Below are 25,630 nucleotides of genomic sequence, written 5' to 3'. Positions count from 1 at the left end.
CCATGTGCTGCGCGTGGTCGACAACTGCGTAACCCACGCCACAGCGGGTACCGAAGCGCCATGGTGAACTTCGGGTACACGATGATGTGTGAGCAGGCCGGTCCGACCGAGCTCGTCGACAACGCCGTGCGGGCCGAGGGAGCCGGGTTCGACTTCGCGGCGATCTCCGACCACTACAACCCCTGGCTCAGCGAGCAGGGGCACTCCCCGTTCGCCTGGTCGGTCCTCGGCGCGGCTGCCTACGCGACCCACGACATCGACCTGATGACGATGGTGACCTGCCCGACCCGGCGGTACCACCCGGCGGTGGTGGCCCAGCAGGCGGCGACGATCGGGGTCATGTCGCAGGGCCGGTTCACCCTGGGCCTGGGCGCGGGGGAGAACCTCAACGAGCACGTCATCGGCGCCTGGCCGCACCGCACCCAGCGGCACGAGATGCTCGCCGAGGCGCTGGAGATCATCGACCCGCTGCTGAACGGCGAGTCCGTCCGCCACTCGGGCTCCTACTACGACGTGCCCGAGGCGCGGCTGTGGGACGTGCCGGAGGAGGGCGTGCCGGTCGTCGTCGCCGTCTCCGGCGAGGAGTCGCTGGGGATCGCCGACATGGCCGACGGCGTCGTGACCGTGCAGCCCAACGCATCACTCAAGCGGCCCGGCAAGCCCTTCTACGGGCAGGTGGCGCTGTGTTACGGCCGCGACGAAGCCGAGTGCCGCAAGCGGGCGCTGGCGGAGTTTCGCTGGTCCGGCCTGCAGTGGCCGGTGATGGCCGAGCTGCCCGACCCGCGCGCCTTCGACGCGGCCACGTCGTTCGTCGCCGAGGACGACGTCGCGGCCGCGATCTCCTGCGGCCCCGACGTCGACAAGCACGTGCAGGCCGTACGCCGGTTCGTCGACGCCGGCTGCACGCACGTGGCCCTGCTGCAGATCGGCGGCGAGCACCAGGCCGACTTCATCGAGTGGGCACGCGCAGACCTGCTCCCTGTTTTACACGCCGCCGGGGCGTAGGCGCGGCAGGCGGGTGTCCACGTCCGGCACGGAGTAGCCCAGCGCCCGCAGCCGGGTGCTGACCTCCTCGATCGGCTTGCGGATCTTCTGCGCCGCGGCCAGCAGGTGGTTGAGCGGCACCGGCTGGGAGGCGTCCAGCCACGGCCGGGAGCCGTCCAGGTCGGTGCTGGCCAGGAGCAGGTCGTTGGGCTTCACCGCGTCGACCGCGATGCTGGCGAGGTCGACGTCGACGGTGTACCCCAGCGTCTCCAGCCGCGCCGCGATCTCGTGCACCGGCCGGCGCACCCGCCGGGCGGCCTGCAGCAGGTGCGGCAGCGGCACCTGCTCATCGAGGTCCAGCCAGGGCTGCGAGCCGTCCAGGTCGCGGCTGGTGATGAGCAGGTCGTCGGGCTCCACCTGGTCCAGCGACGGGCCGGCGCCGTGCAGGCTGACCGCGTAGCCGAGGAACGTCAGCCGCGCGGCGATGTCGTGCACGCTGCGCCGGGTCCGCTGGGCGGCCCGCAGGATGCGGATCGTCGGCACCGGCTTCATCGGGTCGAGCCACGGGTCCGACCCGTCCAGGTCCTCGCTGGTGATGGTGAGGTCGTCGGGCTCCAGGTGGTCGATGAGGATGGCGTCCGGGTCGATGTCGACCCGATATCCGCACGCCGACAGCCGCGCCGCCACGTCCCGCAGCTCGCGGCCGGTGGACTCGGCGGCGCGCAGCAGGTGGATCAGCGGCACCGGCCGCGCCGAGTCCAGCCAGGGCTGCGAGCCGTCGAGGTCGCGGCTGGCCAGCTGCAGGTCCTCGGGCTCGAGCTTGACCACCTCGATCGCGTCGAGGTTTCCGCCGAGCCGGAAGCCGAACGAGCGCAGCCGGGCCACCACCTCGGCGACCGGCCGCGTGGTGCGCTCCGCCGCGCGCAGCACGTGCACCGGCGCCACCTCCTCGCTCAGGTCCAGCCACGGCGAGGTGCTGTCCAGGTCACGCGAGATGATCACCAGGTCGTCCGGCTCGGTGACCAGCGTCTCCCAGCCGCTGTCGAGCTGGTAGCCGAGCAGCGCCAGGCGCGCCGCGGTCTCGTCGGCGGGCAGCGTGACCTTGTGCGCGGCGCGCAGCAGGTGCAGCAGCGTCACCGGCTCGCGCGGGTCGAGCCACGGGTGTGAGCCGTCGAGGTCGCGGCTGGCGATGGTGAGGTCCTTCGGCCCGAACTGCTCCAGCGGCAGCACGTCGACGTCGACGTCCACGTCGAAGCCGAGCTGCCGCAGCCGGGCCACCACCTGGTGCACGCTCCGGCCGGTCTTGTGCGCCGCCCGGAGCAGGTGCACGAGGTGTACGGGCTGGTCGGGCTGCAGCCACGGCCGGGTCCCGTCCACGTCGCGGCTGGTGAAGATCAGGTCGTCGGGGTCGACGCCCACCGTCTCGGCGCCGACCGAGGGCTCGAAGCCCAGCGTCTCCAGCCGCGCCGCGATCTCGGGGGCCGAGCGGCCGGTCTTGCGGGCGGCGCGGACCAGGTGTACCAGCGGGACGATGTCGACCGGGTCGAGCCACGGCCCGGTGCCGTCGACGTCGACGCTGAGCAGCAGCGCGTCGGACGGGCGGGCCCGCAGCGCCCGCTTCCAGTCCGGCCCCGGCTTGAGCACCTTGCGGTAGCGCCCGCCCGCGGCCAGCGCCGTGAGCCGCCACTCGACCAGCTCGTCCGGCCCGCCGACCGGCCCGTCGTTGGCCACGAAGCAGCCGGTGACCGCGGCGTCGACGGTCTCGCCGTCCATCTCCCACTTGCCGTGCCCGCGCTCGATCGCCTGCTCGAAGATCAGATCGGCGACCAGCGGGCGCACCGGGGCGAGCCGGCACAGCCAGTCGTAGCCGAGCAGGGCCGTGCCCGGCGCGGTGAGCGCGGGAACGGCCTCCCAGAGCAGGCGGTCGACGTCGTCCTCGCGGTACGCCAGAATCTTGGTCCGATCGACGGACAGGCGCGGCGCCAGGTCGCGGTTGAGGTTGATCACCGCGCCGAAGATCTCCTTGCCCGCGTAGAGCCCGTCGGCCAGCAGCGCGCCGTTGCCCCGGCACCACCACACCCGCGAGCCCTCGGCCGGCACGACGCCCGGGCCGACGCCCTCTTCCTCTTCCTCCTCGTCCTCGACAGCGCTCGCCGCGGCGGACAGCTCGCCGGGCGCCCAGTGCTGGCTCTGCACGCCGTCGGTCGCCTCGGTCGTGAACTCGGCGACCCACAGCAGCTTGCGCAGCTCCTCGACCGAGCCGACGGTCACGCCCTCGCGCAGGTGCAGCCGGACCGTCGTGCCCGTCTCGGTGCCCGGCCCGAGGTCCTGGATGCGGAACAGGCTGCCCGGGCCCGCGATCGACACCCGCAGCCGCTCGCCGGCCTGGCCGTCGCGGCCCATCCGGCAGGTCTCCACGGTGAGCTCGTCGGCGAGCATGAAGTAGCTGAGCACGCCGATGCCGAAGCGGCTGTTGGGGAACAGCTGCACCGGCGGGTCCAGCCGGGCCCACTCGGCCTGCTCCTCCAGGAACTCCGGCAGGTCGGCCAGGCGCACGCCGGCCTGGGAGAACACCTCGCTCAGCTCGCGCACGCCCATGCCGATGCCGTTGTCGGTGCAGTCGAGGTATCCCCGGCCGTGCTCGTCGACGCCCTGGACGAACCGGATCCGCCCCTCCCAAGGTTTCGGCTCGTGGAGCGGTCGGCCGGGCGCGCGGGTCAGGTACTCCGTGCGCGCCTCCCGGTAGCGGCAGGCGTCCAGCGCGTTCTGGTACAGCTCACGGATGGCGAGCGCGGGGTCGCCGTACAGCTGCTCACCCATGAGCAGCTCGCGCACCCGGTCCTCGGCGAGCCGGAAGCGCACGCCCGCCGACTGGTACGCCGGGACGCCGTCGCGCACCAACGGCCCGACGTCGTCGGTCGCGGCGCGGTTGGGCAGCTGGCGCAGCGGCAGCAGCGAGTCGTCCCGCGCGGCGGCACGCTGCGTCTCGGCCAGCAGCTGGTTGAGCGTGTCGATGTGCGCACGCAGCGCGACCTCGATCGACGGGTGCGCGCACGCGGCGCTGAGCACCAGCGTGGCCCCGCGTGGCTCCCAGTGCCCGTTGCGCACCGTGTCCAGCACCTGCCCGGCGGTGACCGGGTCGCCGATGCCCAGGTGCTCGCCGATGACCTCGGGCAGCACCGTGACCTCGATCGCCAGCCCCCGCGCGATGGCGAGCAGGAACGCGACCAGCCGCTCCCGCACCTCGCCACGCTGCGACAGCAGCGACTCGGGCCGGTCGTGCCGGTTGAGGAACGCCGGGTCGGCCCGGATCGCGCGCAGCGTCTCGGCCGTGCGTGCGTCCTCATGCCCGATCGTGCCTGCCCAGCCGGTCAGCGCCGCGATGGTGGCCGGCTGGTAGGCCTGCGGGCGCCGCCCGATCCAGCGGTGCAACAGCCACCAGCCCAGCTCGGCCGCGGTCTCGCGGTGCCCGGCCCGGATCGCCGCCAGCGCACGGCGGTGCGGCTGGGCATAGGTCTGGGTGAACCGTTCGAACGCGGCCCGGTCGCTCGTCGCGTCCTGCGAGGGCTCCAGGTCGCCCGGCTCGACCCCGCGCTCCTGCGCCGCCAGGCCCGCCCAGAGGGCGTCGTGCAGCAGCGGTACCACCACGAGGCGCAGCGCCTCCTCGCCGGTGAGCCGCTCATCCGGCGGGAGCAGGTCGACCAGGCGCGCCACCTGCCGCGACATGCGGGTGCCGAAGTCGTCGTCCTGCCACGGGTCGTCGCCCAGCGAGCCGGCCGAACGGCGGCGCGCCTCGGCGAGCCCTCCGACCAGCGTGACGGCTCGATCACGGTAGGTCTTCGCGTCCTTGACGCGACCCCACACCGTATGCTGCGCCGCGATCGTTTCCCAGCCCTCTGGCACCATGCGGGAAAACTTACCGGCCGATCGCAACGCGCTGCGCCCAATACCGCACCGTCGCGGTCCAGATGTGACGCGCATCGGACTTACGGCCGGTCGCGCTTTGTTACTGACGCAAGCTACGGTGCTCCGGGCGGTACCGGCCAGTGGAGGGGGTTGCCGCATGTCCGTCGCTGGAGACGGGAAAGACGCGAGCGAATCGGGCGGTCTGCCGCACGGTGCCTCCTCGCGCGCCCGCCACCGCGTGCCGCCCACGGCATCGGTACCGGTCCTCCCCGAGCCCTTCACCCCGGCGAAGCCGACGATCCCCGCTATCCCGCACCAGCGCCGCCCCGACGGCCCGACGGCGGTCGCCACCGCGTCGATCCCGGCGGTGCTGGCCGCCGACCCGGACGCCTTCATCGAGGCGCCGGAGACGGAGCACCTCGAGTTCATCGTGTCGCTGCCCGGCGTGACGAACGACCCCGACCTCGCCCCATCCTCCGACGCCACCGCTGCTTCGCCCGACGCTGCCGAACCCGAACCCGAACCCGAACCCGAGCCCGAAGAGCCCGAAGAGCCTGAAGAGGTGGAGACGGTCGAGGGCGAGCTCCTGCCCGCCCACACCGTGCCGGCGGACGACTCGCCGACGCTCGCCGACTACGAGCCCCCGGCGCTCGCGATCGTCACCGAGGAGGACCCCGAGGACGCCGACGACTACCGCGGCAGCCGCCGGCGCGTCGCACCGTGGCGCCGCTACCCGGTCGGCGCGGTGGCGGTCGCCGTGCTGATCCTGCTCATCACCGGCGCCGTCGTCTTCCAGTGGGCCAGCGGCGGCGACTCGGGCGGCTCGCGCAACAACGGCCTGCCGCCGAGGGTGCCGGGCGTGAGCATGCCGGGCGCCCCGGAGCCGGCCGTCGGTGCCGCCGACCCGTCGGCGGAGGAGCCGCCGAGCGCCGCCACCACGCCGGCTCCGTCGTCGTCGCGCTCCCGCGCCGGTTCGCCGGCCGCCTCGCACAGCGCCTCCGCGCCGCCCGAGTCGGTCCCCGCGTCGTCGAGCCCCGCCCCGCCGCCGATCGTCCAGCCCACCTCGGGCCGGATGGTGGGCAAGCAGTCGCAGAAGTGCATCGAGTTCCGCTCGAGCCAGCGCAACGCGGTCGTGCTGGACAACTGCGAGTTTCGTGCGGGCAACCAGCGCTGGCGCGTCCAGGGCGACCTCAACACGGGCGCATTCCTGGTCGCGGAAAACGGCCTGTGCCTGGACGTGCAGAACGCGGGCACCGGCAACGGCAACGCGGTATGGGTGTTCAGCTGCAACGGCACCCCGGCCCAGAAGTGGGTCCGCCACGAGAACAACACCTGGGAGAACACGAACTCCCACCGCTGCCTGGACGCCGCCAACGCCGGCACGGGCGTGGGCACCCCGCTGATCATCTGGGACTGCAAGGGCAGCGACAACCAGATCTGGACCCTCGGCTGACACCACCCCGCTCCGTGGCGTCGATCATCGCCCGCCGCAGTCGGAAAACGCACGTGTGAATGCGCCGTGAATCCGTCGGGATCGTTTGGCCCCGGCCGATTGCGGATGATATTGTTGGGTGCGATCGGGGCGTCCCGGACTCATTCACGATTCATTCAGTCAAGAGTCCCGGAATACGCTCGGCAAACCTCGCATGACGCGCCCATGATGGAACCTTCGTCACCCGGTTCCGGCCGGGTGGAGGCGACCATTGATGGGTCGGGTGTGCGATGGGCAGAATCTACGCCGGTCGCGCCGCGTCGGTGCGATTGTTCCTCGTTGTCGGCCTGTGCCTGGGCGTGCTCCTGCTTGCCGGCATTCTGGGCCTGGCCAGTGTCGGAGCGGCGGGGCTGATCACCGACACGCGGGCGCCGCACGGCTGGGACCAGCTCAGCGACGCGTTCTCTGTCGTCAATGGGATCTTCTCGGTCTTCGCCCTGATCGTGGTGGGCGCGACGCTGTGGGTGCAGTTCAACGAACTGCGCATGCAGCGCGCGGAATTGCGCATGCAGCGCGAGGCGACCGAACAGTCGCAGCGCGAGTTGCGGCGCTCGTCGGAGGCCGTCCTCCGCGAACTGCACGTGCACATCACCGAACTGGCCATCAAGGACCCGGATCTGGCCGAGGTCTACTCCCGATACGGTCCCGGCGTCCCACCGCGGCTGCGCAAGCAGTATTTCTACGCCAACCTGGTGCTGAATTACTACAACCTGGTGTTTCGCAGCGGTGATCGGGACGAGGCGTACTTCCGGATCATGCTCGCCGGCGAGTTCGAAAATCCGCTCATCCGCGGCTTCTGGGCGGAGGTCCGTGAGCTCCGGCAGGCGGTCCGCCTGCCGGGCACTCCGGAGGGCGCGTTCGACGCGCTGTGCGAGGAGGCGTACCAGGCCGCCGTCGCGGCCGCGGCCGGCGGCCGGGACGGGGCCGGCTGAGTCACGCGTCAGGGATGTCGCGCTTGGCGTGCAGCAGGGTGTCCCGGCTGATGACAACGATGCGTTCGTAGCTCGCCACGCCGGCGTCGGGTGGGAGCAGGCCGCGCAACTCGCTGGTCATTTCGGTGCCGATCACCGCGAACCGCCCGTCGGGCAGTTCGAAGATGTCCGGGCAGCTGAGCTCGTCGTGTGAGCCCCGTTCGCGCGGCGTGGAACCCAGGCGGCGCATGGCGTCCTTCCTTGCCGTTGGGGCTGCGAGCCAAAGCCAACGAGCGCTGACGCTATCACGCGCGTGCGCGGGCCGTGCCTGGCGACGGGGTGCGAATGGGGCAAATCGCCCGATAGGGGAGCTCTGTCTTCCGTACGAAGCGCTTGCTCGCTAGTTTGTAAGGGTTCGCAACGAACCACCCCGGCGGTCGGGTGGCGTCCTCGGCGGGGCGCTTCCGGCCGCGTTCCGCCGCACCATCGCACCCCCGCTCCACCGAACCAGCTCAGCGGTATCGGCGACCGTTGCGCGAAGCCCCGTACAAGGAGCTCCGTGTTCAACGTTCGAAGGCGCGCGTCCCGCGTGCCGATCATGGCTGCAATCCTCCCGCTCGTCGCCGGCGCCGCCGTCGTGCTGCCCTCGCCGGCGCAGGCGGCTCCCGGCGAGGTACCCCTGCCCGCACAACAGGTCCCGCAGGACAACGCGGCCGCGGGGCCGTTCGACGTCCTGGTGTTCTCCAAGACCGCCGGGTTCCGCCACGACTCGATCCCGGCCGGGATCGCCGCCATCCAGGCGCTCGGCGCCGCCAACAACTTCACCGTCGACACCACCGAGGACGCGGCGTTCTTCACCGACGCCAACCTCGCCAAGTACGAGGTCGTCGTCTGGCTGTCCACGACCGGAGACGTGCTCGACGCCGCGCAGCAGGCGGCCTTCGAGCGCTACATCGAGCACGGCGGCGGCTACGCGGGCGTGCACGCCGCGGCCGACACGGAGTACGACTGGCCCTGGTACGGCGAGCTCATGGGCGCCTGGTTCACCAGCCACCCGGCGCAGCAGCAGGCCACCATCAAGGTCGAGGACCCCGCGCACCCGTCCACGAAGGACCTTCCGGCCCGGTGGAGCCGGTACGACGAGTGGTACAACTACCGGACCAACCCGCGGGGCAAGGTGCACGTCCTGGCCAGCCTGGACGAGACCAGCTACACCCCGGGCACGGGCGCGATGGGCGCGGACCACCCGTTCGCGTGGTGCCACGACTACGACGGGGGCCGCGCCTGGTACACCGGGGCCGGCCACACCCAGGAGTCGTACTCCGACCCGCAGTTCCTGAGCCACCTGCTCGGCGGCATCCAGAGCGCCGCCGGCGTGGTCCAGGCCGACTGCAGCGCCTCGCTGACCAGCAGCTTCGAGAAGGTCACGCTGGACAGCAACACCAACAACCCGATGGAGCTCGACATCGCCCCCGACGGGCGCGTGTTCTACATCGAGCGGGACGGGCGCGTGCAGATCGTCAAGCCGGACACGCACAGGACGGTCACCGCCGCCACGATCCCGGTGTTCACCGGCAACGAGGACGGGATGCTGGGCATCACGCTCGACCCGCACTTCGCACAGAACCATTGGGTGTACCTGTACTACAGCCCGGCGGCCGGCCCGCCGCGCAACATCCTGGGCCGCTTCACCGTCAACGGCGACACGATCGACCCCGCCAGCGAGAAGCAGGTGCTCGTGGTGACCACGCAGCGCAACACCTGCTGCCACGAGGGCGGCTCGATGACGTTCGACAGCCACGGCAACCTGTTCCTGGCCACCGGCGACAACACCAACCCGTTCGAGTCGAGCGGCTACTCGCCGCTGGACGAGCGGTCGGGGCGCCAGGACTACGACGCCCAGCGCACGTCGGCGAACACCAACGACCTGCGCGGCAAGATCCTGCGGATCACGCCCCAGGACGACGGGACGTACACGATCCCGGCCGGCAACCTGTTCCCCGCTGGCACGGCGAAGACCCGGCCCGAGGTCTACGCGATGGGCTTCCGCAACCCGTTCCGCATCGGCGTCGACCCGCTGACCGACATCGTGTACATGGGCGACTACGGGCCTGACGCGGCGCAGGCCGACCCGAACCGCGGGCCCGGCAACACCGTCGAGTGGAACATCGTCGGGCAGCCGGGCAACTACGGCTGGCCGTACTGCACCGGCGCGAACGTGCCGTACCGGGCTTTCACGTTCCCGTCCGGCCCGTCGGGGTCGGCGTTCAACTGCGCCGCCCCCGTGAACAACTCGCCCAACAACACCGGCCTGACCAACCTGCCGCCGGCCATCCCGGCGACCGTCGACTACAACTACGCCGGCAACTCGAAGTTCCCCGAGATCGGGGGCGGCGGCGCGCCGATGGGCGGCCCGGTGTACCGCTACGACGCGAACAACACCGCGGACAACAAGTGGCCGGCCTACTACGACGGCAAGGCCATCTTCGGCGAGTGGAACCAGAACAAGCTGTACACGATGCAGGTCTCGGCCGACGGCAAGTCCCTGGTGGACATCAACCAGCTGCTGGCGGGCATGCCGTTCATCCGGCCGATGGACATGGAGTTCGGCTCGGACGGCGCGCTGTACCTCATCGAGTGGGGCACCGGCTTCGGCGGCAACAACGACGACTCCGGTGTGTACCGGATCGACTACGTGGCCGGCAACCGCGCCCCGATCGCGCAGGCGGCGGCCCAGCCGACGAGCGGCGTCGCGCCGCTGACCGTGCAGTTCTCCAGCCAGGGCTCGCGCGACCCGGACGGGCAGGCCATCACGTACGCCTGGGCGTTCGGCGACGGCGGCACCTCCACCGAGGCGAACCCGTCGCACACCTACACCAGCAACGGCAACTTCACCGCCCAGCTGACCGTCACCGACGACGGCGGGCGCACCGGGACCGCGAACGTGCCGATCACGGTGGGCAACACGGCGCCGACGGTGAAGATCACGCTGCCGCCGGACGGTGGCTTCTACGACTGGGGCGACCAGGTCAAGTTCACCGTCGAGGTCAGCGACCCCGAAGACGGGCCGATCGACTGTTCGAAGGTCCAGGTGCAGTACCTGCTCGGGCACGACGAGCACGCCCACCCGCTCGAGCAGTACGCCGGCTGCTCCGGCACCGTGCAGACCTCGCTGGCCAGCGGACACGGCGCGGAGGCCAACGTCTTCGCCGTGATCGAGGCGTCCTATGTGGACGGCGGCGGGGCGGGCGGCGCGGCGCCGCTGACCGGACGCTCGCTGGTCCAGCTGCAGCCCAAGCGCAAGCAGGCTGAGTACTTCACGGCGACCGGGCGGGTGCCCGGCGTCAACTCGGGCGGCACCCCCGGCGTGCAGCGGGAGACCACCGGCGACCCGCTCGGCGGCTACCAGAACATCGGGTTCGTCGAGGAGGGCGACTGGTTCTCCTTCGCGCCGATGAACCTCACCGGGATCACCAGCCTGCGGATCCGGGCCGCGAGCAACAACGCCAGCGGCGGCACGATCCAGATCCGGACCGGGACGCTCGACGGGCCGATCGTCGGCTCGGTCGCGGTGCCCGGCACCGGCGGGTGGCAGACGTACGTCGACCTCAACGTGCCCATCTCCGCGAGCACCACGTCCGGGCCGTTGTACTTCATCGCCACCGGCGCGGGTGCGGGGTACAACATCAACTGGATCGACTTCCTCGGCCGCGGCGTGACCGACAACGCGCCGCCGGTCGTGACGGCGGCCGCCAGCCCGGCGAGCGGCACGGCGCCGTTCACGGTCTCCTTCACCGGCTCGGCGACCGACGCCGAGGGCGACAATCCGCTCACCTACGCCTGGGACTTCGGCGACGGCGGCACCGCGGCGACGGCGAACGCCACGCACACCTACACCGCGCCGGGCAACTTCACGGCGACGCTCACGGTCACCGACGCGCGCGGCGCCAAGGGGACCGCGACGGTGGCGGTGCGGTCCGAGGCGCCCAACACCCAGTGCTTCGGTGCCCGCTCGGACGACTTCCTCGGGTCCGCACTGGACCGTACGAGGTGGACGGTCGTGCGGGAGACCCAGGCGCTGTCGGTGAGCGGCGGCGCGCTGCACCTGCCGACCGCCTCGGGTGACCTGTACGGCGGCACCAACGGCGCGACCAACCTGGTGCTGCAGCCGGCCCCGACTGGCGCCTGGCAGGCCACCGCGAAGGTGACCCTGCCGACGACGGCGAACTACCAGCAGGCCGGCCTGATCCTCTACGGCGACGACGACAACTACGCCAAGGTGGACCTGCTGTACTCCGGCTCGCGGAGGGTCGAGTTCATCCGCGAGAGCGCAGGCACCCCGCGCAACGAGGCCGCCGACTCGATCAGCGCGCAGGCGGGGGACACGTACTACGTCCGGCTCATCTCCGACGGCACGAACCTGACCGCGGCGTACTCCGCCGACGGCACCACGTTCGTCCCGGTCGGGCGGGCCGCGGCGCTGGCCGGCATCGCCAACCCGCGGGTCGGCCTCTTCGCGCTCAACGGCGGCACCACGGCGCCGGTCGTTGACGCGGCGTTCGACTGGTTCCAGCTCTCGCCCGACACCGCACCGTCCGGTGTGGACCCCAACGACGAGTTCACCTCGTCGACACTGGACCACTGCCGGTGGAACGCGATCGTGCGGGAGGACCCGGCGGGGTACCGGATCCTGAACGGCGCCCTGCAGATCGACGTCCCGAACGGCGACATCTACGGCACCGGCAACAGCGGGCCGAAGAACTTCATCCTGCAGAAAGCCCCGAACGGCGACTTCACCATCGAGACCAAGGTGGACGGTTCGGCGTTCAACGAGCAGTACCAGCAGGGCGGCCCGATCGTGTACGTCGACGACGACAACTACGTCAAGCTCGACTACATCGTCGACAACCAGCCCGGCCAGGCGCTGGTGCGGCGGATCGAGTTGCGCAGCGAGATCGGCGGTGCGGTGCAGGATCCGCAGCCGAACGTGGGCAACCTGACCTCGGGGGTGTGGTACCTCCGCATCGCCAAGGTGGGTAACGCGTACACCGGCAGCTACTCCGCGGACGGCGCCACCTGGACGCCGATCGCCACACTCACCAACGCGGCGGTCGGGACCAACGCCAAGGTGGGCCTCTTCACCCTCGGCGCGGGCCAGACCGCGTCGAAGCCGGCCTCGTTCGACTACTTCCACCTGACGACGGCGGTCGTGGACACGACGCCCCCGACCGTTTCGTCCACAGTGGACGGCACGGCCACGGCGGGCTGGTTCACCGGACCGGTCACCGTCACGCTGGTGGCCACCGACGCCGGGTCGGGCGTCGACAAGGTGGAGTACCAGTTGGATTCGGCCGCCACGTGGACGGCCTATACGCAGCCGATCGCGGTGAGCGGCGACGGCACGCATCAGGTGCGGTACCGCGCTTCCGACAAAGCGGGCAATACGTCGGAACACAAGGTGCAGGAGGTGAAGATCGACGCGACCGCGCCGGTCACCACCGCCACGTTCGCGCCGGCCACGGACGCGGGCTGGCACAAGGGCGCCACGCCGGTCTCGCTCGCCGCGACCGACGCCGGCTCCGGGGTGTCGAAGGTCGAATGGTCGCTCGACGGCGGGGCCTGGACGCCGTACACCGCGCCGGTCAACGTGACCGGCGAGGGTCAGCACGAGCTGCTCTACAAGGCGACCGACGCGGCCGGCAACGTGGAGACGCTCAAGTCGGCCATCCTGAAGATCGACGCGACCGCGCCGACCGTCATCGTGGCCGGCCTGGCCGACGGGCAGCTGTACGGTGACAGCCAGGACGTCCGGGTCACGTGGCAGGCGATCGACGCCACGTCCGGGATGAAGTCGGTCGCCGGCTCGCTCGACGGCCGCGCATACCAGACCGGCACCCTGCAGGCGATGTACGAGCTCAACCTCGGCATGCACCAGCTGACCGTGGTGGGCACCGACAACGCCGGGAACGCGACCACCACCACGGTCACGTTCTTCGTCACCACCTCGTTCCGGGACATGCAGAACCTGCTCGACCGGTTCAAGGCGACCAGCCGGCTGGCGAACAACGCGTACAGCCAGCTCTCGAACTCCCTCGACAAGGTCCGCAAGGCGGAGGCGAACGGCAACGACACCAAGGCGCTCAAGGAGCTCGCGGCGTTCCGCGCGCTGCTGACCGCGTCCCTGGTGCCCGAGGCCGAGGTTCGCAACACGCTGATCCGCGACGCCGACGCGATGACGATCCGGCTCGGCGGCACGCCGCCCAGCCAGGTCGGCGTCACGGCCAACGACGGCAAGTCGCTGCAGGGCACCGGACGGCTCGATTCGGACCCGAACCGCTTGAAGAAGAACGGAAAACTGTGAGGGTTCTGTCCCTCATGATGGTGCTCGGCCTGCTCGCGCCGACCCCCGGCGGCCTCCACCTGGAGGTCGCTGGGGACGGCGCGACGGGGGTGACCGTCCGCGCGTTCTCCGCGGACGGCCGCCCCGCCGAGATGGGTGTCCGGCTCGTCCTCACAGCCACGGCTGAGGGCGGCCGGACGGTCGGACCGATCCAGCTCGACCCGGCCGGCGAGGGCCGCGGCTTCTACTCCTCCGGCCCGGTGCTCTCGCCGGGTCGCTGGACGGTCGTGGTCACCGCGCCGGCACCCGACTCCGTGCGGGCCGAGGCGGTGGTCGAGGCCCGTCCGGCGCAGAGCCCGCCGTCGCCGGCGGCGCGGGCCGCTCCGCCACCGCCGCCCGAGCCGTCGTCCCGCCTCTGGCTGTGGGGGCTGGCGGCGCTCGCCGTCGCGGCCGGGTTCACCGCGGTCTCGGTGGTCCGGCTGCGCCGCTCCTGAAGGGCCGGTGCCGCCACCGAGGCCAGCGGTTCGCTGAGGGCGACCACCCGCGCGGTGGTCGCCCTCACCACGCACATCGCGCGGACGATGGCGATCCCCCGGCGGGCGTACATCCGGATTTCCCGGATGATCACGATGTGATGACAAGTCGCCGACATTCTCATCATGATCACCACGGAATCCGACCGCGACACACCGCGCGACGCGCCGATGAGCGGGCCTTTCTTGCGTGATCGTGACTATTCGTGTACGGAACTTCGTCGAATAGTCACCATTCGATGGGGTGACCGGCCTGGTGGCCGCCGACTACGCTGAAGCGACACCCACAGCCGGAGGTCGCGCCGTGGCCCTTCACGCCCCCGCCACGTTGGCACAATCCCCCCGTGACCTGCCGTGGACCCTCACCGGGGGCCGGGGCATCTTCGGTCTCGACCCGGTCACGGGCGCCATCGTCCTGTGGCTGGCGTTGATGGCGTTCATCGTTCTCTTCGTACTCCTCGCGGCGTTCTTCTCGCGCTGGAGCCTCTACCGGCACAACCGCGACGACCGCCGCGCCGCCGTCGAGGCGGCCCGGGCGAGCCTGAGCCCGGCCGAGCGGGCCCGGCTGCGCACCGAGGCCGGCGAGCTCATCCGCCAGGCCGCCGCGACCGCCGCCGCGGCCAAGCGCGCACAGATCACCGTCGTGGAGGCCCAGGCCCGCAGCGCCGCCGCCCAGGCGGCCCGGGAGCATGCGTGGGCGTCGTTCGACGTGGCCCAGAAGGCCTACCAGGAGGCGCTGCAGTCGGCCGGCCAGGTCTCCTCCGAGCTGCCCGCGAACGAGCAGGACGAGGACGCCAAACGCGAGGTGTCCCGCGCCGCGCTCGACGCCTTCAAGCGCGGCGACATCACCGTCAACAAACTGGAGCAGGTGTTCAAGGGCGTCGCCGGCGCCGACCCGCTGCAGGAGCTGGCCGCCCGAGAGGTCGAGCTGCGCCGCACCGCGGAGAGCCGGGCCCGCCGGCTCTACGAGGCGGCCGCCGCCGCCGAGCGCGCTGCGGTCAAGGCCGCGGACGTCGCGGTCGTGGCCGCCGCCGCCCTCTCCCAGGAGGCGGCCGAGGTCGCCGAGGAGGCCGCGGAGCTGCGCGACACCCTCGACGCGGCCCGCCAGGCCGGCATCACGGCGTCGACCATCATCGCCCCGAAGCCGCGCGTGCCGCGCCAGCGCAGCCGCAACACCCGCTCCGAGGTCGCCGAGAAGCCGGCGCTCACCACCGAGATCGCCTGAGCGCGTCAGGCCGTCTCCGGCAGCTCCTCCGGGCCGGGCCGCGCGTTGTCGAAGGGCTCCTCCAGGGGCGCCTCGAAGCGCATCCCGGCGAGCGCCTCCTGCAGGCGCGGCAGGTCGGCCTCGGCGAGCTGGAACGACGCCCGGCAGATCCTGTCCACCCACAGCGACACCACGACCGTGCCGTGCTGTGGATGACACGTCACGCGCATGGTGCGGTCGCCGCCCCGCACGTCCTCGAAAACGTCGCCCGTCTTGGGCAGCGCCACCAGCTCACCCATGGGTCGATGGTGCGGCACTGAACGGCGGTTCAGCAAGGGTTCAGTGCCGCCTCATTCCGCATCTCGCCCGGGATTATCGATCGATCGGGATCACCGCGCTCGGCGACGGGTGCTCCAGCACCACGCGGGCCGGGTGCGGCACGCCGTTCTCCGGATCGAGCTCGAGCAGAGCCACCGTCCCCGAGTGCTGGTTGGCCACACAGAGGCTTGCGCCGAGCATCGCGAAGTGACGAGGCCAGGTGCCGCCGGTGGAGACCTCGTCGATCGGCAGCAGCCCCTCGGCCTCGACGGAGAACGTGGTGATCGTGTCGTTACCGCGGTTCGCGACGTAGAGCCGCCGCCCGTCGGGGGAGAGCGCCAGCTCGCTCGGGAAGTTGTCGCCGACCGGCTGGACGAGGCACGAGGGCTTCACGTCGAGCAGCTCGAAGCCGGAGGTGTACGTCGAGACGGTCGACGCCAGCTCGTTGGCGACGAACACCCGCCCGTCGGGGTGGAACACGAGGTGCCGGGGCCCGCTGCCCAGCGGCTGCACCGTCGTGGTGCGCACGTGCTCGAGCCGGCCCTCGGGCATCAGGCGGTAATGCACGATCGCGTCCATGCCGAGGTCGACGACGTGCACCATGCTGCCGCGGACCGTCACCTGGTGGGCGTGCGGCCCCTCCTGCCGGTCGGCCACCACGCTCGCGCCGGCGTGCTGGGCCAGGTCGGTGCGCCGGTCCAGGCCCCCATCCGGGCGCAGCGCGAACACCGCGACGCTGCCGGCAGCGTAGTTGGCCACGAGCAGCCGGTCACCGGCGACCACGACGTGGCACGGGGAGCCGCCGCCGGTGGGCAGGGTGTTGATGAGTTCGCCGCCCGGGGTGAAGGCGGAGACCTGGCCGCCTTCGAGCTCGGCGACGGCGTACCGGATCCCGGTGGACCCCACGGCCAGGAAGCTGGGCGCGGGCGTCCGGACGGGCGGGGCGAGCGGCTCGAAGTCGTCGTCGTAGGTCGAATACTGGTCCGCGTAGGAGCCGATGAGCACTGGCACTCGACAAAGCCTAGGCTTCGTGCCACGGGTATGCGGCGCGGACTGCCCGCAACCCCTAGGGGTGGGGTCAGCCCCACCGTCCGGCCCGGGGGCTGACAGGTTCGATCTCCGGCGGCCGGTTCGGGACGCTGATCAGCATGACAGTTCTGGTCTCTGCGGAGAAGGCCACCGATTTCGCCGTCCTGTCCCAGCGGGTCCGCGCGGCCGGGCTGCTCGACCGGCGCCCCGGGTACTACGCGCTGCGGCTCACCCTCGTAGCCGCCCTCTACGCCGGCGGCTGGGTGGGCGTGGCCGCGACCCACAGCCTGTGGTTCGCCGTCGTCCTCGCCGTCGCGTACGCGCAGGTCGCCCTGGTCGCCCACGACCTCGCCCACAAGCAGGTCTTCCGCGGCCGCCGCTGGTCGGAGGCGCTGGGCGTCCTGGCGGGCAACGCCGGCATCGGCATGAGCTACGGCTGGTGGATGAACAAGCACACGCGCCACCACGCCAACCCCAACCACGAGGACCACGACCCCGACGTCGCGCCCGACATCCTGGTCTGGTCCACGCGGCAGGCCGAGCGGGCGCGGGGCCTGGCGCGGCTCATCGGCGGCCATCAGGCGCTGCTGTTCTTCCCGCTACTGCTGCTCGAGGGCTTCAACCTCCACGTGCAGAGCGCCCGCGCCCTCGGCACGGTGAAGCGCCGCCGACTCGAGTCGGCGCTGCTGTACGGCCACTTCGCCGTCTACGTGGCCGCCGCGTTCCTGCTGTTCTCGCCGGGCCTGGCGATCGCCTTCATCGCGGTACACCAGGGGCTGTTCGGCTTGTATCTCGGCCTGACGTTCGCACCCAACCACAAGGGCATGCCGGTGCTCACGGCCGCCGACGAGCTCGACTTCCTGCGCAAGCAGGTGCTCACGTCACGCAACGTCCGCGGCGGCGCCTGGCTCGACGTCGCGCTCGGCGGCCTGAACTACCAGATCGAGCACCACCTGTTCCCGAACATGCCCACGCCCAACCTGCGCCGCGCCCAGCCGATCGTCGAGCGGTTCTGCGCCGAGATCGGGGTGCCGTACCACTCGGCCACCTTCGTCGGCTCCTACGCCCAGGCGCTGCGCCATCTGCACGAGGCCGGAGCGCCGCTGCGGCGGTAGCTTTCGGTGGGTGGATGCTCTCTCACTCGCCGACTACCGGGCCCGGGTCGCCGCCATGTACCTGTCCGATGCGGACCTGGCGGGGTTCCGGGCCCTTCGCGACGACCTGTTCGCCACCCACCCGCAGTCGGCGGCGCCGGGACCGCTGCGCTACTTTCCGGCCTCGGAGGATTTCATCGCGACGGTACGGCCGGAGCCCGCCCACGGCACCCTGGAGATCGCCGCCGGCGGCCCGGACGGCGTGCTGCCTTACGACCGCGTGGGCATCCTGCCCACACCGTGGGGCCCGCTGACCCTGTTCTGGCTGGCCGCGTACGGCGGCGGCCTGTTCCTGCCCTTCCGCGACACCACCAGCGGCCACGAAACCTACGGCGCGGGCCGCTACCTGACCGACACGATCAAGGGCACCCACGGCCGCGGCGTCGAGATCCTGCCCGACGGCCGGGTCCGCCTGGACTTCAATTACGCCTACAACCCCTCGTGCGCCTACGACGATGCGTGGGCCTGCCCACTGGCGCCGTACGAGAACCGCTTGACCGCCGAAATCCGCGCCGGCGAACTGTCCTACCACTGACCGCGCCTCGGATTGCTGGTGTTCGGGCCTGGCGGCCGCGGCGCGCGGGGTTCGCCGTGATCCACCGTTGCCGTGCCGGCTATCCAGGATGGCCGAAACTGCCCCCTTCCGTCCGACTTCGGGCCGCCGGCGGGCGAGAACAGATCGTCCAGCTGGCCGGGTGCCGGTGCGGTGTCATCGGCGTGTGCTGCGCCGGCGCCGAGCAGCAGCATGCCGCCGGCGATGCCGACGGTGCCTACCGTCCGGCGAAACCACGTGTTCATCCTCGAAAACCCATCTGGTCGACAATGCGATTCGCCGGGCCCAACGAGGTCGGGCGGTCATCGGAAACTGGTGATCTTCGCTAGGATCGCCCGGTGGCGTCCGAGTCGTGGCTGATGCGGCGGCTGCGCGGCAACCTTCCACGCGTTCAGGCGATCACCCGTCCGTGGTCGATCGAGCCCGGCGGCGGGGCGGACCGGCCGGCGGAGCGGCACGTCGTGCACGCGCCAGCCAAGCGGGTCGTGGTCTGCGGCGACGACCCGCTGGCGCTGCGGCTGATCGGGGAGCTGATCCAGCAGTATGGCGTCCAGGTGACGGCGATCCTGCCCAGCGCCAAGCGGCGGCACGGGCCCGAGATCGCGCGGCTGCTGGCCGAGCGCGGCGGCCGGGTCGTCGAGGCCGAGCGGCCCGACACCGAGGCGTTCGAGCGCGCCGACCTCGCCGACGCCGACGCGCTCGCGCTGGTCAAGCAGGACGACATCGGCAACCTCGACGCGGCGCTGCAGGCGCAGGAGGTCAACCGCAAGATCCGGCTGGTCATCCGGATGTTCAACCTGCGTCTCGGGCACAGCGTGCGGCGCAACTTCGCCGACGTCCGCGTGCTCTCCGACGCCCAGATGGCCGCGCCCGCGTTCGTCTCCGAGGCGCTCGGCGAGGTCGCGCCGGTGCACGTGCGGGTCGCGCAGCGCACGCTCTTCGTCGCCCGCCGCGCCGAGGTGCGCCCCGACGACGTGGTCTGCGGGCTGGCCCGCACGGACGGCACGGACGTGGCCGAGCTCCTGCCGGAAGAACAAGCCGATCTGGTACTCGCCGTCGCCACCGGCGAACGCGCCGCCACGGTCCTCGCGCGGGACGAGCGGCTCCAACCGCGGCGAAGGGCGCGCGCCGACCGGGTGCGGCGCTGGTGGCGCCGGCAGCTGCACAGCCCCCTGCGCACCCTGCGCGGCCTGGTCAGCCGCCGGTTGTGGGTCACCGCGGCGGTGCTGGTGGCCGTGCTCGTCGCCGGCACCGCGGTGATCGCGCACTACAAGCACGTCAGCTGGTGGAACGCCGGCTACGTGACCCTGCTGTCCGAGTTGACCGGCGCCAGCCCCGACCTCGAGGAGCACTGGCCGGAGAAGCTGGTCACCACCCTGCTCGGCCTGGTCAACGTGGCGCTGATCCCGGTCATCACGGCCGCGGTCGTCGAGGCCGTCGTCAACGCGCGGCTCGCGATCGCGCTCGGCCGGCTGCGCGAGCCGGTGTCCGACCATGTGGTGGTGGTCGGGCTGGGCAACGTGGGCACCCGGGTCATGCACTCGTTGGTCGACCTCGGCGTGCCGGTCGTGGTGATCGACCGCAACGAGAACGCCCGCGGCGCGCAGGCGGCCCGGGAGCGCGGCGTGCCGTTCATCGTCGGCGACGCGAGCCGTGTGGAGACCCTGCGGGCCGCGTCCGTGGACACCTGCCGGGCCCTGATCGTGGTCTCCACCGACGACCAGGCCAACCTGGAGGCGGCGCTGGAGGGCCGGGCGCTCAAGCCCGACCTGCGGGTCATCCTGCGGCTGTTCGACGGCCGGTTCGCCGACCGCGTCCAGCGCGCCTTCGGCATCACCGCTTCGCGGAGCGTGTCGTATCTCGCCGCGCCCGCCTTCGCCGCCGCCCTCCTCGAGCGCGAGGTCATCGGCACGATCCCGGTGGACCGCCAGGTGCTGCTGCTGGCGGAGGTGCCGGTGTGCGCCGGCTCGCAGTTGGACGGCCGCACGGTCGACGCGGCCCAGGAGGTCGGCGGGGTCCGGGTGCTCGCCGTGGCGACGGACGAGGAGCGCCAGACCGTCTGGGCGCCGCCGGCCGCCTATGTCCTGCGCGCCGACGATCTGTTGACCGTGGTAACGACGCGGCTGGGACTCGGCGACCTGTTGGCTCGGACCGGCGGGACGGTCGACGGATCCCGGTGAATTCCCGATCCCTGCCGGCGGGATCGCTCGTTGAATGGGCGGATCGCCCGATTTACCCCTAACGGTGCGGGCGTCCCTTCTCGCGAACCCATCGGGAGGACGCGCTCATCCGATCGCGTACGCCAACTCAAGCCGGTGGCGTGGATCCTCATCAACGGCGTCGAGCTGTGCACCGCCTGGCGCGTCGGCACGCAGAACCGCATGCTGACCAACCGCCACTGCTTCGCGACGACCCGCGAGGCGCGCGGCACCGAGGTGTGGTTCAACCAGATCCAGCAGTTCGGATACCTGGAGATCGACGACCGTGCGCCGGTGCGCGGCGAGGAGCTTTACATCCCGCAGCACCCGCGCGGCGCCCCGACCCTCATCGCCATGCAGGACAGCATCGAGCGCAGCGGCAACTGCGCGGTCAGCAACCCGTCCTACAACGGCTACGCCGCGAACACCGACATGTCGTACTTCTGCGACACCGACGGCGGCTCGTCCGGCTCCCCGGTCATCTCCCGGCGCACCAACAAGGTCATCGCCCTGCACCACTTCGGCGGCTGCCCGAACTCCGGCGTTCGCATCGACCGCATCGCCGCCCAGCTGCGCGGCCTGGCTTAGCTTTCGGGAGCGCTCGGGTACCGTTCCCCTCGTGCGCCTTGAGTTACGACCGGTCCGTCCCCCAGGTTGGTGGCTCGACGCGCTGTTGGTGGCGGGCTTCGCGGCGATCACGATCCTGCTCGCCGCGAAGACCCCGCTACTGGGCCTCGACCTGGCCGTCCGCGACTTCGTCGACGCGCACCGCCCGGGCTGGGTCGACACCACGCTGCGGATCTTCAACCGGCTCGGCCAGGGCGGCCAGGTGCTCACCCCGCTGGCCCTGATCACGGCGTTCTTCCTGGCCCGGGCCCGGCACACGGTACGCCCGTTCCTGCTGGTCGCCGGCGCCTACGTGATCACCTACCTGACCATCGGCCCGCTGAAGATCTGGACCGACCGCACGGCCGCGAGCGATCACCAGATCACTCATCCCGAGTACCTGTTCCGCATCGACTCGGGGATGTCGTACCCGTCGGGCCACGTGGTCAACGCCATCGTCTGGTACGGCGTGCTGGCCACCCTGCTGACCGGCGTGCTGAGCCGGCGCCTGGTGGCCGCGATCCGCTACACGGTCCCGCTGGTGCTGCTGCTCACCACGACGTACCTGAGCTTCCACTGGATCACCGACGGCCTCGCCGCCCTGCTGCTGGGCCTGTTGCTGGACCGCATCCTGCAGCGCGCCCCGTGGGACGCGCTGCCGCTGGGCTCACGCCTGACCCGCTCCGGCTGGGCCGGCCCCTTCTACGACACCCACTGACCGTCGCGCATGACGCGCCGGACGTTCAGCGCGTCGTCGAGCAGGACCAGGTCGGCGCGGGCGCCCGCGCGCAGCGCGCCGCGCTCCTCGGCCAGGCCGATCGCGCCGGCCGGGGTGGCCGAGGCCATGCGTGAGGCAGGGACCAGCGACAACCCGGCGCCCACCGCGCGGCGGAAGGCCTTGTCCATGGTGAGCGTGCTGCCGGCGATCGCGCCGTCGCGGGTCAGCCGGGCCACGCCGCCGGCGACGTCGACGCTCTGCCCGCCGAGCTCGTAGGTGCCGTCGGGCATGCCGGCGGCGGCCATGGCGTCGGTGATCAGGGCGGCGCGGGCCGGGCCGGTGACCGAGGCGGCGAAGGCCAGGGTGCCGTCGTGCAGGTGGATGCCGTCGGCGACGAACTCGCAGACCACGTCGGCCGCGCCGAGCAGCGCGAAGACCGGGCCGGGCTGGCGGTGGTGGGGCGGGCGCATGCCGTTGAACACGTGGGTGCCGACGGTGGCGCCGGCCTCGACGCCGGCGAGGGTCTCCTCGTACGTGGCGTCGGTGTGCCCGATCGCGGCGACGACCCCGCGGGCGACCAGCAGCCGGATCGCGTCCAGGGCGCCGGGGAGCTCGGGGGCGATCGTCACCAGGCGTATCGCACCCTCGCCCGCCTCGATGAGCGCGTCGAGCTCGTCGAGGGACGGGTGGCGCAGGTGGGCCGGGTTCTGCGCGCCGCAGCGGGCCTGCGAGAGGTACGGGCCCTCGAAGTGGATGCCGGCGAGCACGCCCTCGGCCACGAGCGGGGCGAACGCCTTGGTGGCGCTCATCATCAGCTCCGGCGGCGAGGTCACCAGGCTGGCCAGCATGGTCGTGGTGCCGTGGCCCAGGTGGTACGCGGCGGCCTTGCGGGCCTCGTCCGCGTCGCCGGTGGTGAAGGTCGCGCCGCCGCCGCCGTGGACGTGGATGTCGACGAAGCCGGGCACCACGACGCCGGCCGACGCGTCAGCCGCCGTTGAGGAGCCCGACGAACCGACCTCGGCGATGCGGTCGCCCTCGACACGGACGAAGCCGTCGTCGATGACGCGGTCGCCCGCGACCACCCGGACCCCGGACACCACGGTCATCAGTTGTTCCCCTTCGTGATCAGGTTGTCCAGCGCGATCAGGGCGGCGCCCAGGCAGCCCGCCTCGTCGCCCAGCGCGGCGCGGGTGATGGCCGGCTCGCGGTGGAAGGTCACGCGGGCGTGCACGCCCTCGCGCAGCGGAGCCAGCAGCGCCTCGCCGGCCTCGGCCAGGCCGCCGCCGAGCACGATCACCGCCGGGTCGAACAGCGCGATGCCGGTCATCAGCCCGTCGGCGAGCGCGTCGATCGTCTCGCGCCAGACGGCGACCGCGGTCGGCTCGCCCTCGGCGGCCAGGCGGGCGACCTCCTCGGCGGTGGCCGGGCGGCCGGCCTGCTCGGAGTACCGGCGGCCGACCGCGGACGCCGAGGCGATCGCCTCCAGGCAGCCGCGCTGGCCGCAGCCGCACCGCGGGCCGCCCGGGCGCACGACGATGTGGCCGATCTCGCCGCCGGCGCCGTGCGCCCCGGTGTACACCTGGCCGTGCACCACGTTGGCCGCCGCGATGCCGGTGCCGATCGGGATGACCAGCACGTAGTCGTGGCCGCGGCCGGCGCCCAGCCGCGCCTCGGCCAGGCCGCCGGCGCGCACGTCGTGGCCGAGGGCCGCGGGCAGCCCGAGGCGTCGCTCCAGAAGAGCCTGCAGCGGTACGTCACGGAAGCCCACGTTCGCCGCCCAGACCGCGACGCCGTTGGCCTCGTCGATGACCCCCGGCACCACCAGCCCGGCGCCGATCGGCTCCAGGCCCTTCGCGTGCGCCGTCGCGGCGAGCCCCTCGGCGATGCCGAGGATGGTCTCGATCACAGCCTCCGCGCCGCGGTCCGCCCCGGTCGGGTGGCGCTCCGCGTGCTGGACCGTGTGCAGCGCGTCGCCGTCGGCGCCGACCAGGGCACACTTGATCCCGGTGCCCCCGACATCGAGGGCGATCACGGTCTGCGTCATGTGCGGTTCGTCCTCTGGCTGGTCTCAGGCTGATCTCGGGGTGATCTCGGGGTGATCGTTACGGCATCAAACCCGGCAGGTTCGCGCATCATTGCGCACCGACAGCCCGGCTGGCAACCATATCCCCCTGGTTAGTTTGAGCAGTTGCCTTTGCGTTTACCCGCCGTTTCGCGCATTATTGTGCACACATCTCGCACCGTACGCGCAGGGGAGGGGGCCGCGTGGACCGCTATGCGCGCTGGAATGCGCTCCTCGAGATCCTCACCGACAGTGGGCGGATCAGCGTGGAAGACGCCGCTGGGCGGCTCGACGTGTCGCAGGCGACCATCCGCCGCGACTTCGACCAGCTCGCGCAGCAGCAGATGATCACGCGCACCCGTGGCGGCGCCGTGGCCAACGGGGTGTCCTACGACCTGCCGCTGCGGTACAAGACGGCCAAGCACGCCCCGGAGAAGCAGCGCATCGGCGCGGCGGCCGCCGCGCTCGTCTCCCCGGGCATGGTGGTCGCGCTCAACGGCGGCACCACCACGACCGAGGTCGCCCGCGCCCTCGCGGTGCGCCCCGAGCTCACCGGCGGCGTCGACGACGCGCAGCTCACCGTCGTCACCAACGCCCTGAACATCGCCAACGAGCTGCTGGTCCGTTCCCGGATGAAGATCGTCGTCACCGGCGGCGTGGTCCGGCCCCAGTCCTTCGAGCTCGTCGGCCCGCTCGGCGGCAACATCCTGCGCGACGTGACCCTGGACATCGCGCTGCTCGGCGTCGACGCGCTCGACGTGACGCTCGGTGCCGCAGCCCACCACGAGGGCGAGGCCGCCATGAACAGCCTGATGGTCGCCCGGGCCCGGCGGGTCGTGATCATCGCGGACAGCTCGAAGCTCGGCGGCCACGCGTTCGCCCGGATCTGCCCGATCGACCGCATCGACACGCTGGTCACCGACTCCAACGCGACCACCGCGACGCTGGACGCCTTCCGCGAGGCCGGCGTCAAGATCGTCACCGCCTGACGCGGGCCAGCTCGTCGAGGGTGGCGAGCGCGTCCCAGTCGCCCGGGTCGGTCGTGTCGTTCCACCGCAGGACCTGCTCCCGGGCCCAGCGGGCCCAGCGCAGGACGGCGTCCTCCTGCTCGTACTGCAGCCGGAGCCCGATCGCGCTGAGATGCGCCCGCCGCGCGAACGGCACCGGACGCGTCGCGGCCATCTCCGCCAGCGCGGCGATGCGCCCGGCCGCCTCCGCCTCGATGCGCTCCAGCGTGGCCAGCAGCTGCTCCGGCGTGCCCGCGTCGGCGAAGAAGACCTTGACCATTCCCTCGAACTCGATGGTCCGCGGCGCCGGCGGCTCGCCCAGCCACTCCCGCAGCGCCGTCCGGCCGTCGTCCGTGATGCGGTAGACGGTGCGGCCCCGCTGGCCGGTGAGCTCCCGCACCGAGGTGGCCAGGCCCTGCTCGACGAGGCGCTTCGGCTCGTCGTAGAGCTTGCGCTCGGCCCGTGGCCAAAACCAGTTGAGGCTGCGTTTGACCTGCTTGGCGAGCTCGTACGTGGTCCAGTCGCGCACCGCGAGCAGGCCGAGCAGGGCGTAGGAGGTGGTGGTTCTCGTCGGGGGCATGACAGTCACGTTGACATGCTGCCCAGGGCAGCGTC

Annotated in this window: 19 protein-coding genes; 12 read left to right on the top strand and 7 right to left on the bottom strand. The window is 71.9% G+C overall.

Annotated features, from left to right (window positions below; all coding sequences use genetic code 11):
- Positions 1–60: 60 nt before the first annotated feature.
- The gene (locus ACGFI8_RS06935; protein ID WP_392801001.1) at positions 61–1,005 is read left to right on the top strand and encodes a TIGR03557 family F420-dependent LLM class oxidoreductase; all 945 of its coding nucleotides are present in this window, start codon (positions 61–63) and stop codon (positions 1,003–1,005) included.
- Here ACGFI8_RS06935 and ACGFI8_RS06930 read toward each other — a convergent pair.
- Positions 985–4,890 (bottom strand): hypothetical protein, encoded by a 3,906-nt coding sequence (locus ACGFI8_RS06930; protein WP_392801000.1) that lies wholly within the window; start codon positions 4,888–4,890, stop codon positions 985–987. The genes ACGFI8_RS06935 and ACGFI8_RS06930 overlap by 21 nt on opposite strands.
- A 157-nt stretch (positions 4,891–5,047) precedes the next feature.
- Between ACGFI8_RS06930 and ACGFI8_RS06925 the strand changes: the two genes are divergently transcribed.
- Together ACGFI8_RS06925 and ACGFI8_RS06920 are read left to right on the top strand one after the other, a co-directional pair.
- Positions 5,048–6,343, top strand: a complete 1,296-nt coding sequence (locus ACGFI8_RS06925; RefSeq protein ID WP_392800997.1) for a ricin-type beta-trefoil lectin domain protein — start codon at positions 5,048–5,050, stop codon at positions 6,341–6,343.
- Positions 6,344–6,612: 269 nt separating this feature from the next.
- Complete coding sequence (locus ACGFI8_RS06920) at positions 6,613–7,314, top strand: DUF6082 family protein (protein WP_392800995.1); 702 nt, start codon at positions 6,613–6,615, stop codon at positions 7,312–7,314.
- Position 7,315: 1 nt separating this feature from the next.
- On the opposite strand, the gene ACGFI8_RS06915 is transcribed toward ACGFI8_RS06920, so the two are convergent.
- Positions 7,316–7,543 carry a hypothetical protein gene (locus ACGFI8_RS06915; protein WP_392800992.1) on the bottom strand — a complete coding sequence of 76 codons (228 nt, stop codon included), beginning with the start codon at positions 7,541–7,543 and terminating at the stop codon, positions 7,316–7,318.
- Positions 7,544–7,891: 348 nt separating this feature from the next.
- Between ACGFI8_RS06915 and ACGFI8_RS06910 the strand changes: the two genes are divergently transcribed.
- The 3 genes from ACGFI8_RS06910 to ACGFI8_RS06900 all read left to right on the top strand — a co-directional run bounded on the left by ACGFI8_RS06910 (position 7,892) and on the right by ACGFI8_RS06900 (position 15,391).
- Complete coding sequence (locus ACGFI8_RS06910; RefSeq protein ID WP_392800989.1) at positions 7,892–13,654, top strand: ThuA domain-containing protein; 5,763 nt, start codon at positions 7,892–7,894, stop codon at positions 13,652–13,654.
- Complete coding sequence (locus ACGFI8_RS06905; RefSeq protein ID WP_392800988.1) at positions 13,651–14,127, top strand: hypothetical protein; 477 nt, start codon at positions 13,651–13,653, stop codon at positions 14,125–14,127. The genes ACGFI8_RS06910 and ACGFI8_RS06905 overlap by 4 nt, the downstream gene beginning before the upstream one ends.
- A 343-nt stretch (positions 14,128–14,470) precedes the next feature.
- Positions 14,471–15,391: a hypothetical protein gene (locus tag ACGFI8_RS06900; RefSeq protein WP_392800985.1), complete on the top strand. Its 921-nt coding sequence runs from the start codon at positions 14,471–14,473 to the stop codon at positions 15,389–15,391.
- Positions 15,392–15,396: 5 nt separating this feature from the next.
- Here the strand turns inward: ACGFI8_RS06900 and ACGFI8_RS06895 are convergent, their stop codons facing one another.
- Both ACGFI8_RS06895 and ACGFI8_RS06890 read right to left on the bottom strand, forming a co-directional pair.
- On the bottom strand, positions 15,397–15,669 hold the full coding sequence (locus tag ACGFI8_RS06895) for a hypothetical protein (RefSeq protein WP_392800982.1): 273 nt from the start codon (positions 15,667–15,669) through the stop codon (positions 15,397–15,399).
- A 73-nt stretch (positions 15,670–15,742) separates the two neighbouring features.
- Positions 15,743–16,699, bottom strand: coding sequence for a lactonase family protein (locus ACGFI8_RS06890; RefSeq protein ID WP_392800979.1), 957 nt, complete (start codon positions 16,697–16,699; stop codon positions 15,743–15,745).
- A gap of 137 nt (positions 16,700–16,836) precedes the next feature.
- Between ACGFI8_RS06890 and ACGFI8_RS06885 the strand changes: the two genes are divergently transcribed.
- The 5 genes from ACGFI8_RS06885 to ACGFI8_RS06865 all read left to right on the top strand — a co-directional run bounded on the left by ACGFI8_RS06885 (position 16,837) and on the right by ACGFI8_RS06865 (position 21,946).
- Positions 16,837–17,832 carry a fatty acid desaturase family protein gene (locus tag ACGFI8_RS06885; protein WP_392800976.1) on the top strand — a complete coding sequence of 332 codons (996 nt, stop codon included), beginning with the start codon at positions 16,837–16,839 and terminating at the stop codon, positions 17,830–17,832.
- A gap of 10 nt (positions 17,833–17,842) precedes the next feature.
- Positions 17,843–18,406 (top strand): DUF1684 domain-containing protein, encoded by a 564-nt coding sequence (locus ACGFI8_RS06880; protein ID WP_392800973.1) that lies wholly within the window; start codon positions 17,843–17,845, stop codon positions 18,404–18,406.
- A gap of 356 nt (positions 18,407–18,762) precedes the next feature.
- Positions 18,763–20,604: a potassium channel family protein gene (locus ACGFI8_RS06875; protein ID WP_392800970.1), complete on the top strand. Its 1,842-nt coding sequence runs from the start codon at positions 18,763–18,765 to the stop codon at positions 20,602–20,604.
- A gap of 135 nt (positions 20,605–20,739) precedes the next feature.
- Entirely contained in the window at positions 20,740–21,210 is a 471-nt protein-coding gene (locus tag ACGFI8_RS06870; RefSeq protein WP_392800968.1) for a trypsin-like serine peptidase, read from the top strand.
- Between the two features lie 31 nt (positions 21,211–21,241).
- Entirely contained in the window at positions 21,242–21,946 is a 705-nt protein-coding gene (locus ACGFI8_RS06865; RefSeq protein WP_392800965.1) for a phosphatase PAP2 family protein, read from the top strand.
- On the opposite strand, the gene nagA is transcribed toward ACGFI8_RS06865, so the two are convergent.
- Complete coding sequence (gene nagA / locus ACGFI8_RS06860; RefSeq protein ID WP_392800962.1) at positions 21,931–23,052, bottom strand: N-acetylglucosamine-6-phosphate deacetylase; 1,122 nt, start codon at positions 23,050–23,052, stop codon at positions 21,931–21,933. The genes ACGFI8_RS06865 and nagA overlap by 16 nt on opposite strands.
- Entirely contained in the window at positions 23,052–23,990 is a 939-nt protein-coding gene (locus ACGFI8_RS06855; RefSeq protein ID WP_392800960.1) for an ROK family protein, read from the bottom strand. The genes nagA and ACGFI8_RS06855 overlap by 1 nt, the downstream gene beginning before the upstream one ends.
- A gap of 221 nt (positions 23,991–24,211) precedes the next feature.
- Between ACGFI8_RS06855 and ACGFI8_RS06850 the strand changes: the two genes are divergently transcribed.
- Positions 24,212–24,997 carry a DeoR/GlpR family DNA-binding transcription regulator gene (locus tag ACGFI8_RS06850; protein WP_392800958.1) on the top strand — a complete coding sequence of 262 codons (786 nt, stop codon included), beginning with the start codon at positions 24,212–24,214 and terminating at the stop codon, positions 24,995–24,997.
- Here the strand turns inward: ACGFI8_RS06850 and ACGFI8_RS06845 are convergent.
- Positions 24,987–25,595 carry a PadR family transcriptional regulator gene (locus tag ACGFI8_RS06845; RefSeq protein ID WP_392800955.1) on the bottom strand — a complete coding sequence of 203 codons (609 nt, stop codon included), beginning with the start codon at positions 25,593–25,595 and terminating at the stop codon, positions 24,987–24,989. The genes ACGFI8_RS06850 and ACGFI8_RS06845 overlap by 11 nt on opposite strands.
- Positions 25,596–25,630 lie beyond the last annotated feature (35 nt).

This window comes from Dactylosporangium sp. NPDC048998 (genome assembly GCF_043197855.1).
GTDB lineage: Bacteria > Actinomycetota > Actinomycetes > Mycobacteriales > Micromonosporaceae > Dactylosporangium.
Note: the sequence above shows the minus strand (reverse complement) of the source record. Positions and strands in the feature narration are given on the sequence as shown.

Coding starts and splice junctions, on each gene's coding strand:
- ACGFI8_RS06935 (WP_392801001.1), top strand. CDS start 61: ATGGTGAACTTCGGGTACACGATGATGTGTGAGCAGGCCGGTCCGACC.
- ACGFI8_RS06930 (WP_392801000.1), bottom strand. CDS start 4,890: ATGGTGCCAGAGGGCTGGGAAACGATCGCGGCGCAGCATACGGTGTGG.
- ACGFI8_RS06925 (WP_392800997.1), top strand. CDS start 5,048: ATGTCCGTCGCTGGAGACGGGAAAGACGCGAGCGAATCGGGCGGTCTG.
- ACGFI8_RS06920 (WP_392800995.1), top strand. CDS start 6,613: ATGGGCAGAATCTACGCCGGTCGCGCCGCGTCGGTGCGATTGTTCCTC.
- ACGFI8_RS06915 (WP_392800992.1), bottom strand. CDS start 7,543: ATGCGCCGCCTGGGTTCCACGCCGCGCGAACGGGGCTCACACGACGAG.
- ACGFI8_RS06910 (WP_392800989.1), top strand. CDS start 7,892: ATGGCTGCAATCCTCCCGCTCGTCGCCGGCGCCGCCGTCGTGCTGCCC.
- ACGFI8_RS06895 (WP_392800982.1), bottom strand. CDS start 15,669: ATGGGTGAGCTGGTGGCGCTGCCCAAGACGGGCGACGTTTTCGAGGAC.
- ACGFI8_RS06885 (WP_392800976.1), top strand. CDS start 16,837: ATGACAGTTCTGGTCTCTGCGGAGAAGGCCACCGATTTCGCCGTCCTG.
- nagA (WP_392800962.1), bottom strand. CDS start 23,052: ATGACCGTGGTGTCCGGGGTCCGGGTGGTCGCGGGCGACCGCGTCATC.
- ACGFI8_RS06855 (WP_392800960.1), bottom strand. CDS start 23,990: ATGACGCAGACCGTGATCGCCCTCGATGTCGGGGGCACCGGGATCAAG.
- ACGFI8_RS06845 (WP_392800955.1), bottom strand. CDS start 25,595: ATGCCCCCGACGAGAACCACCACCTCCTACGCCCTGCTCGGCCTGCTC.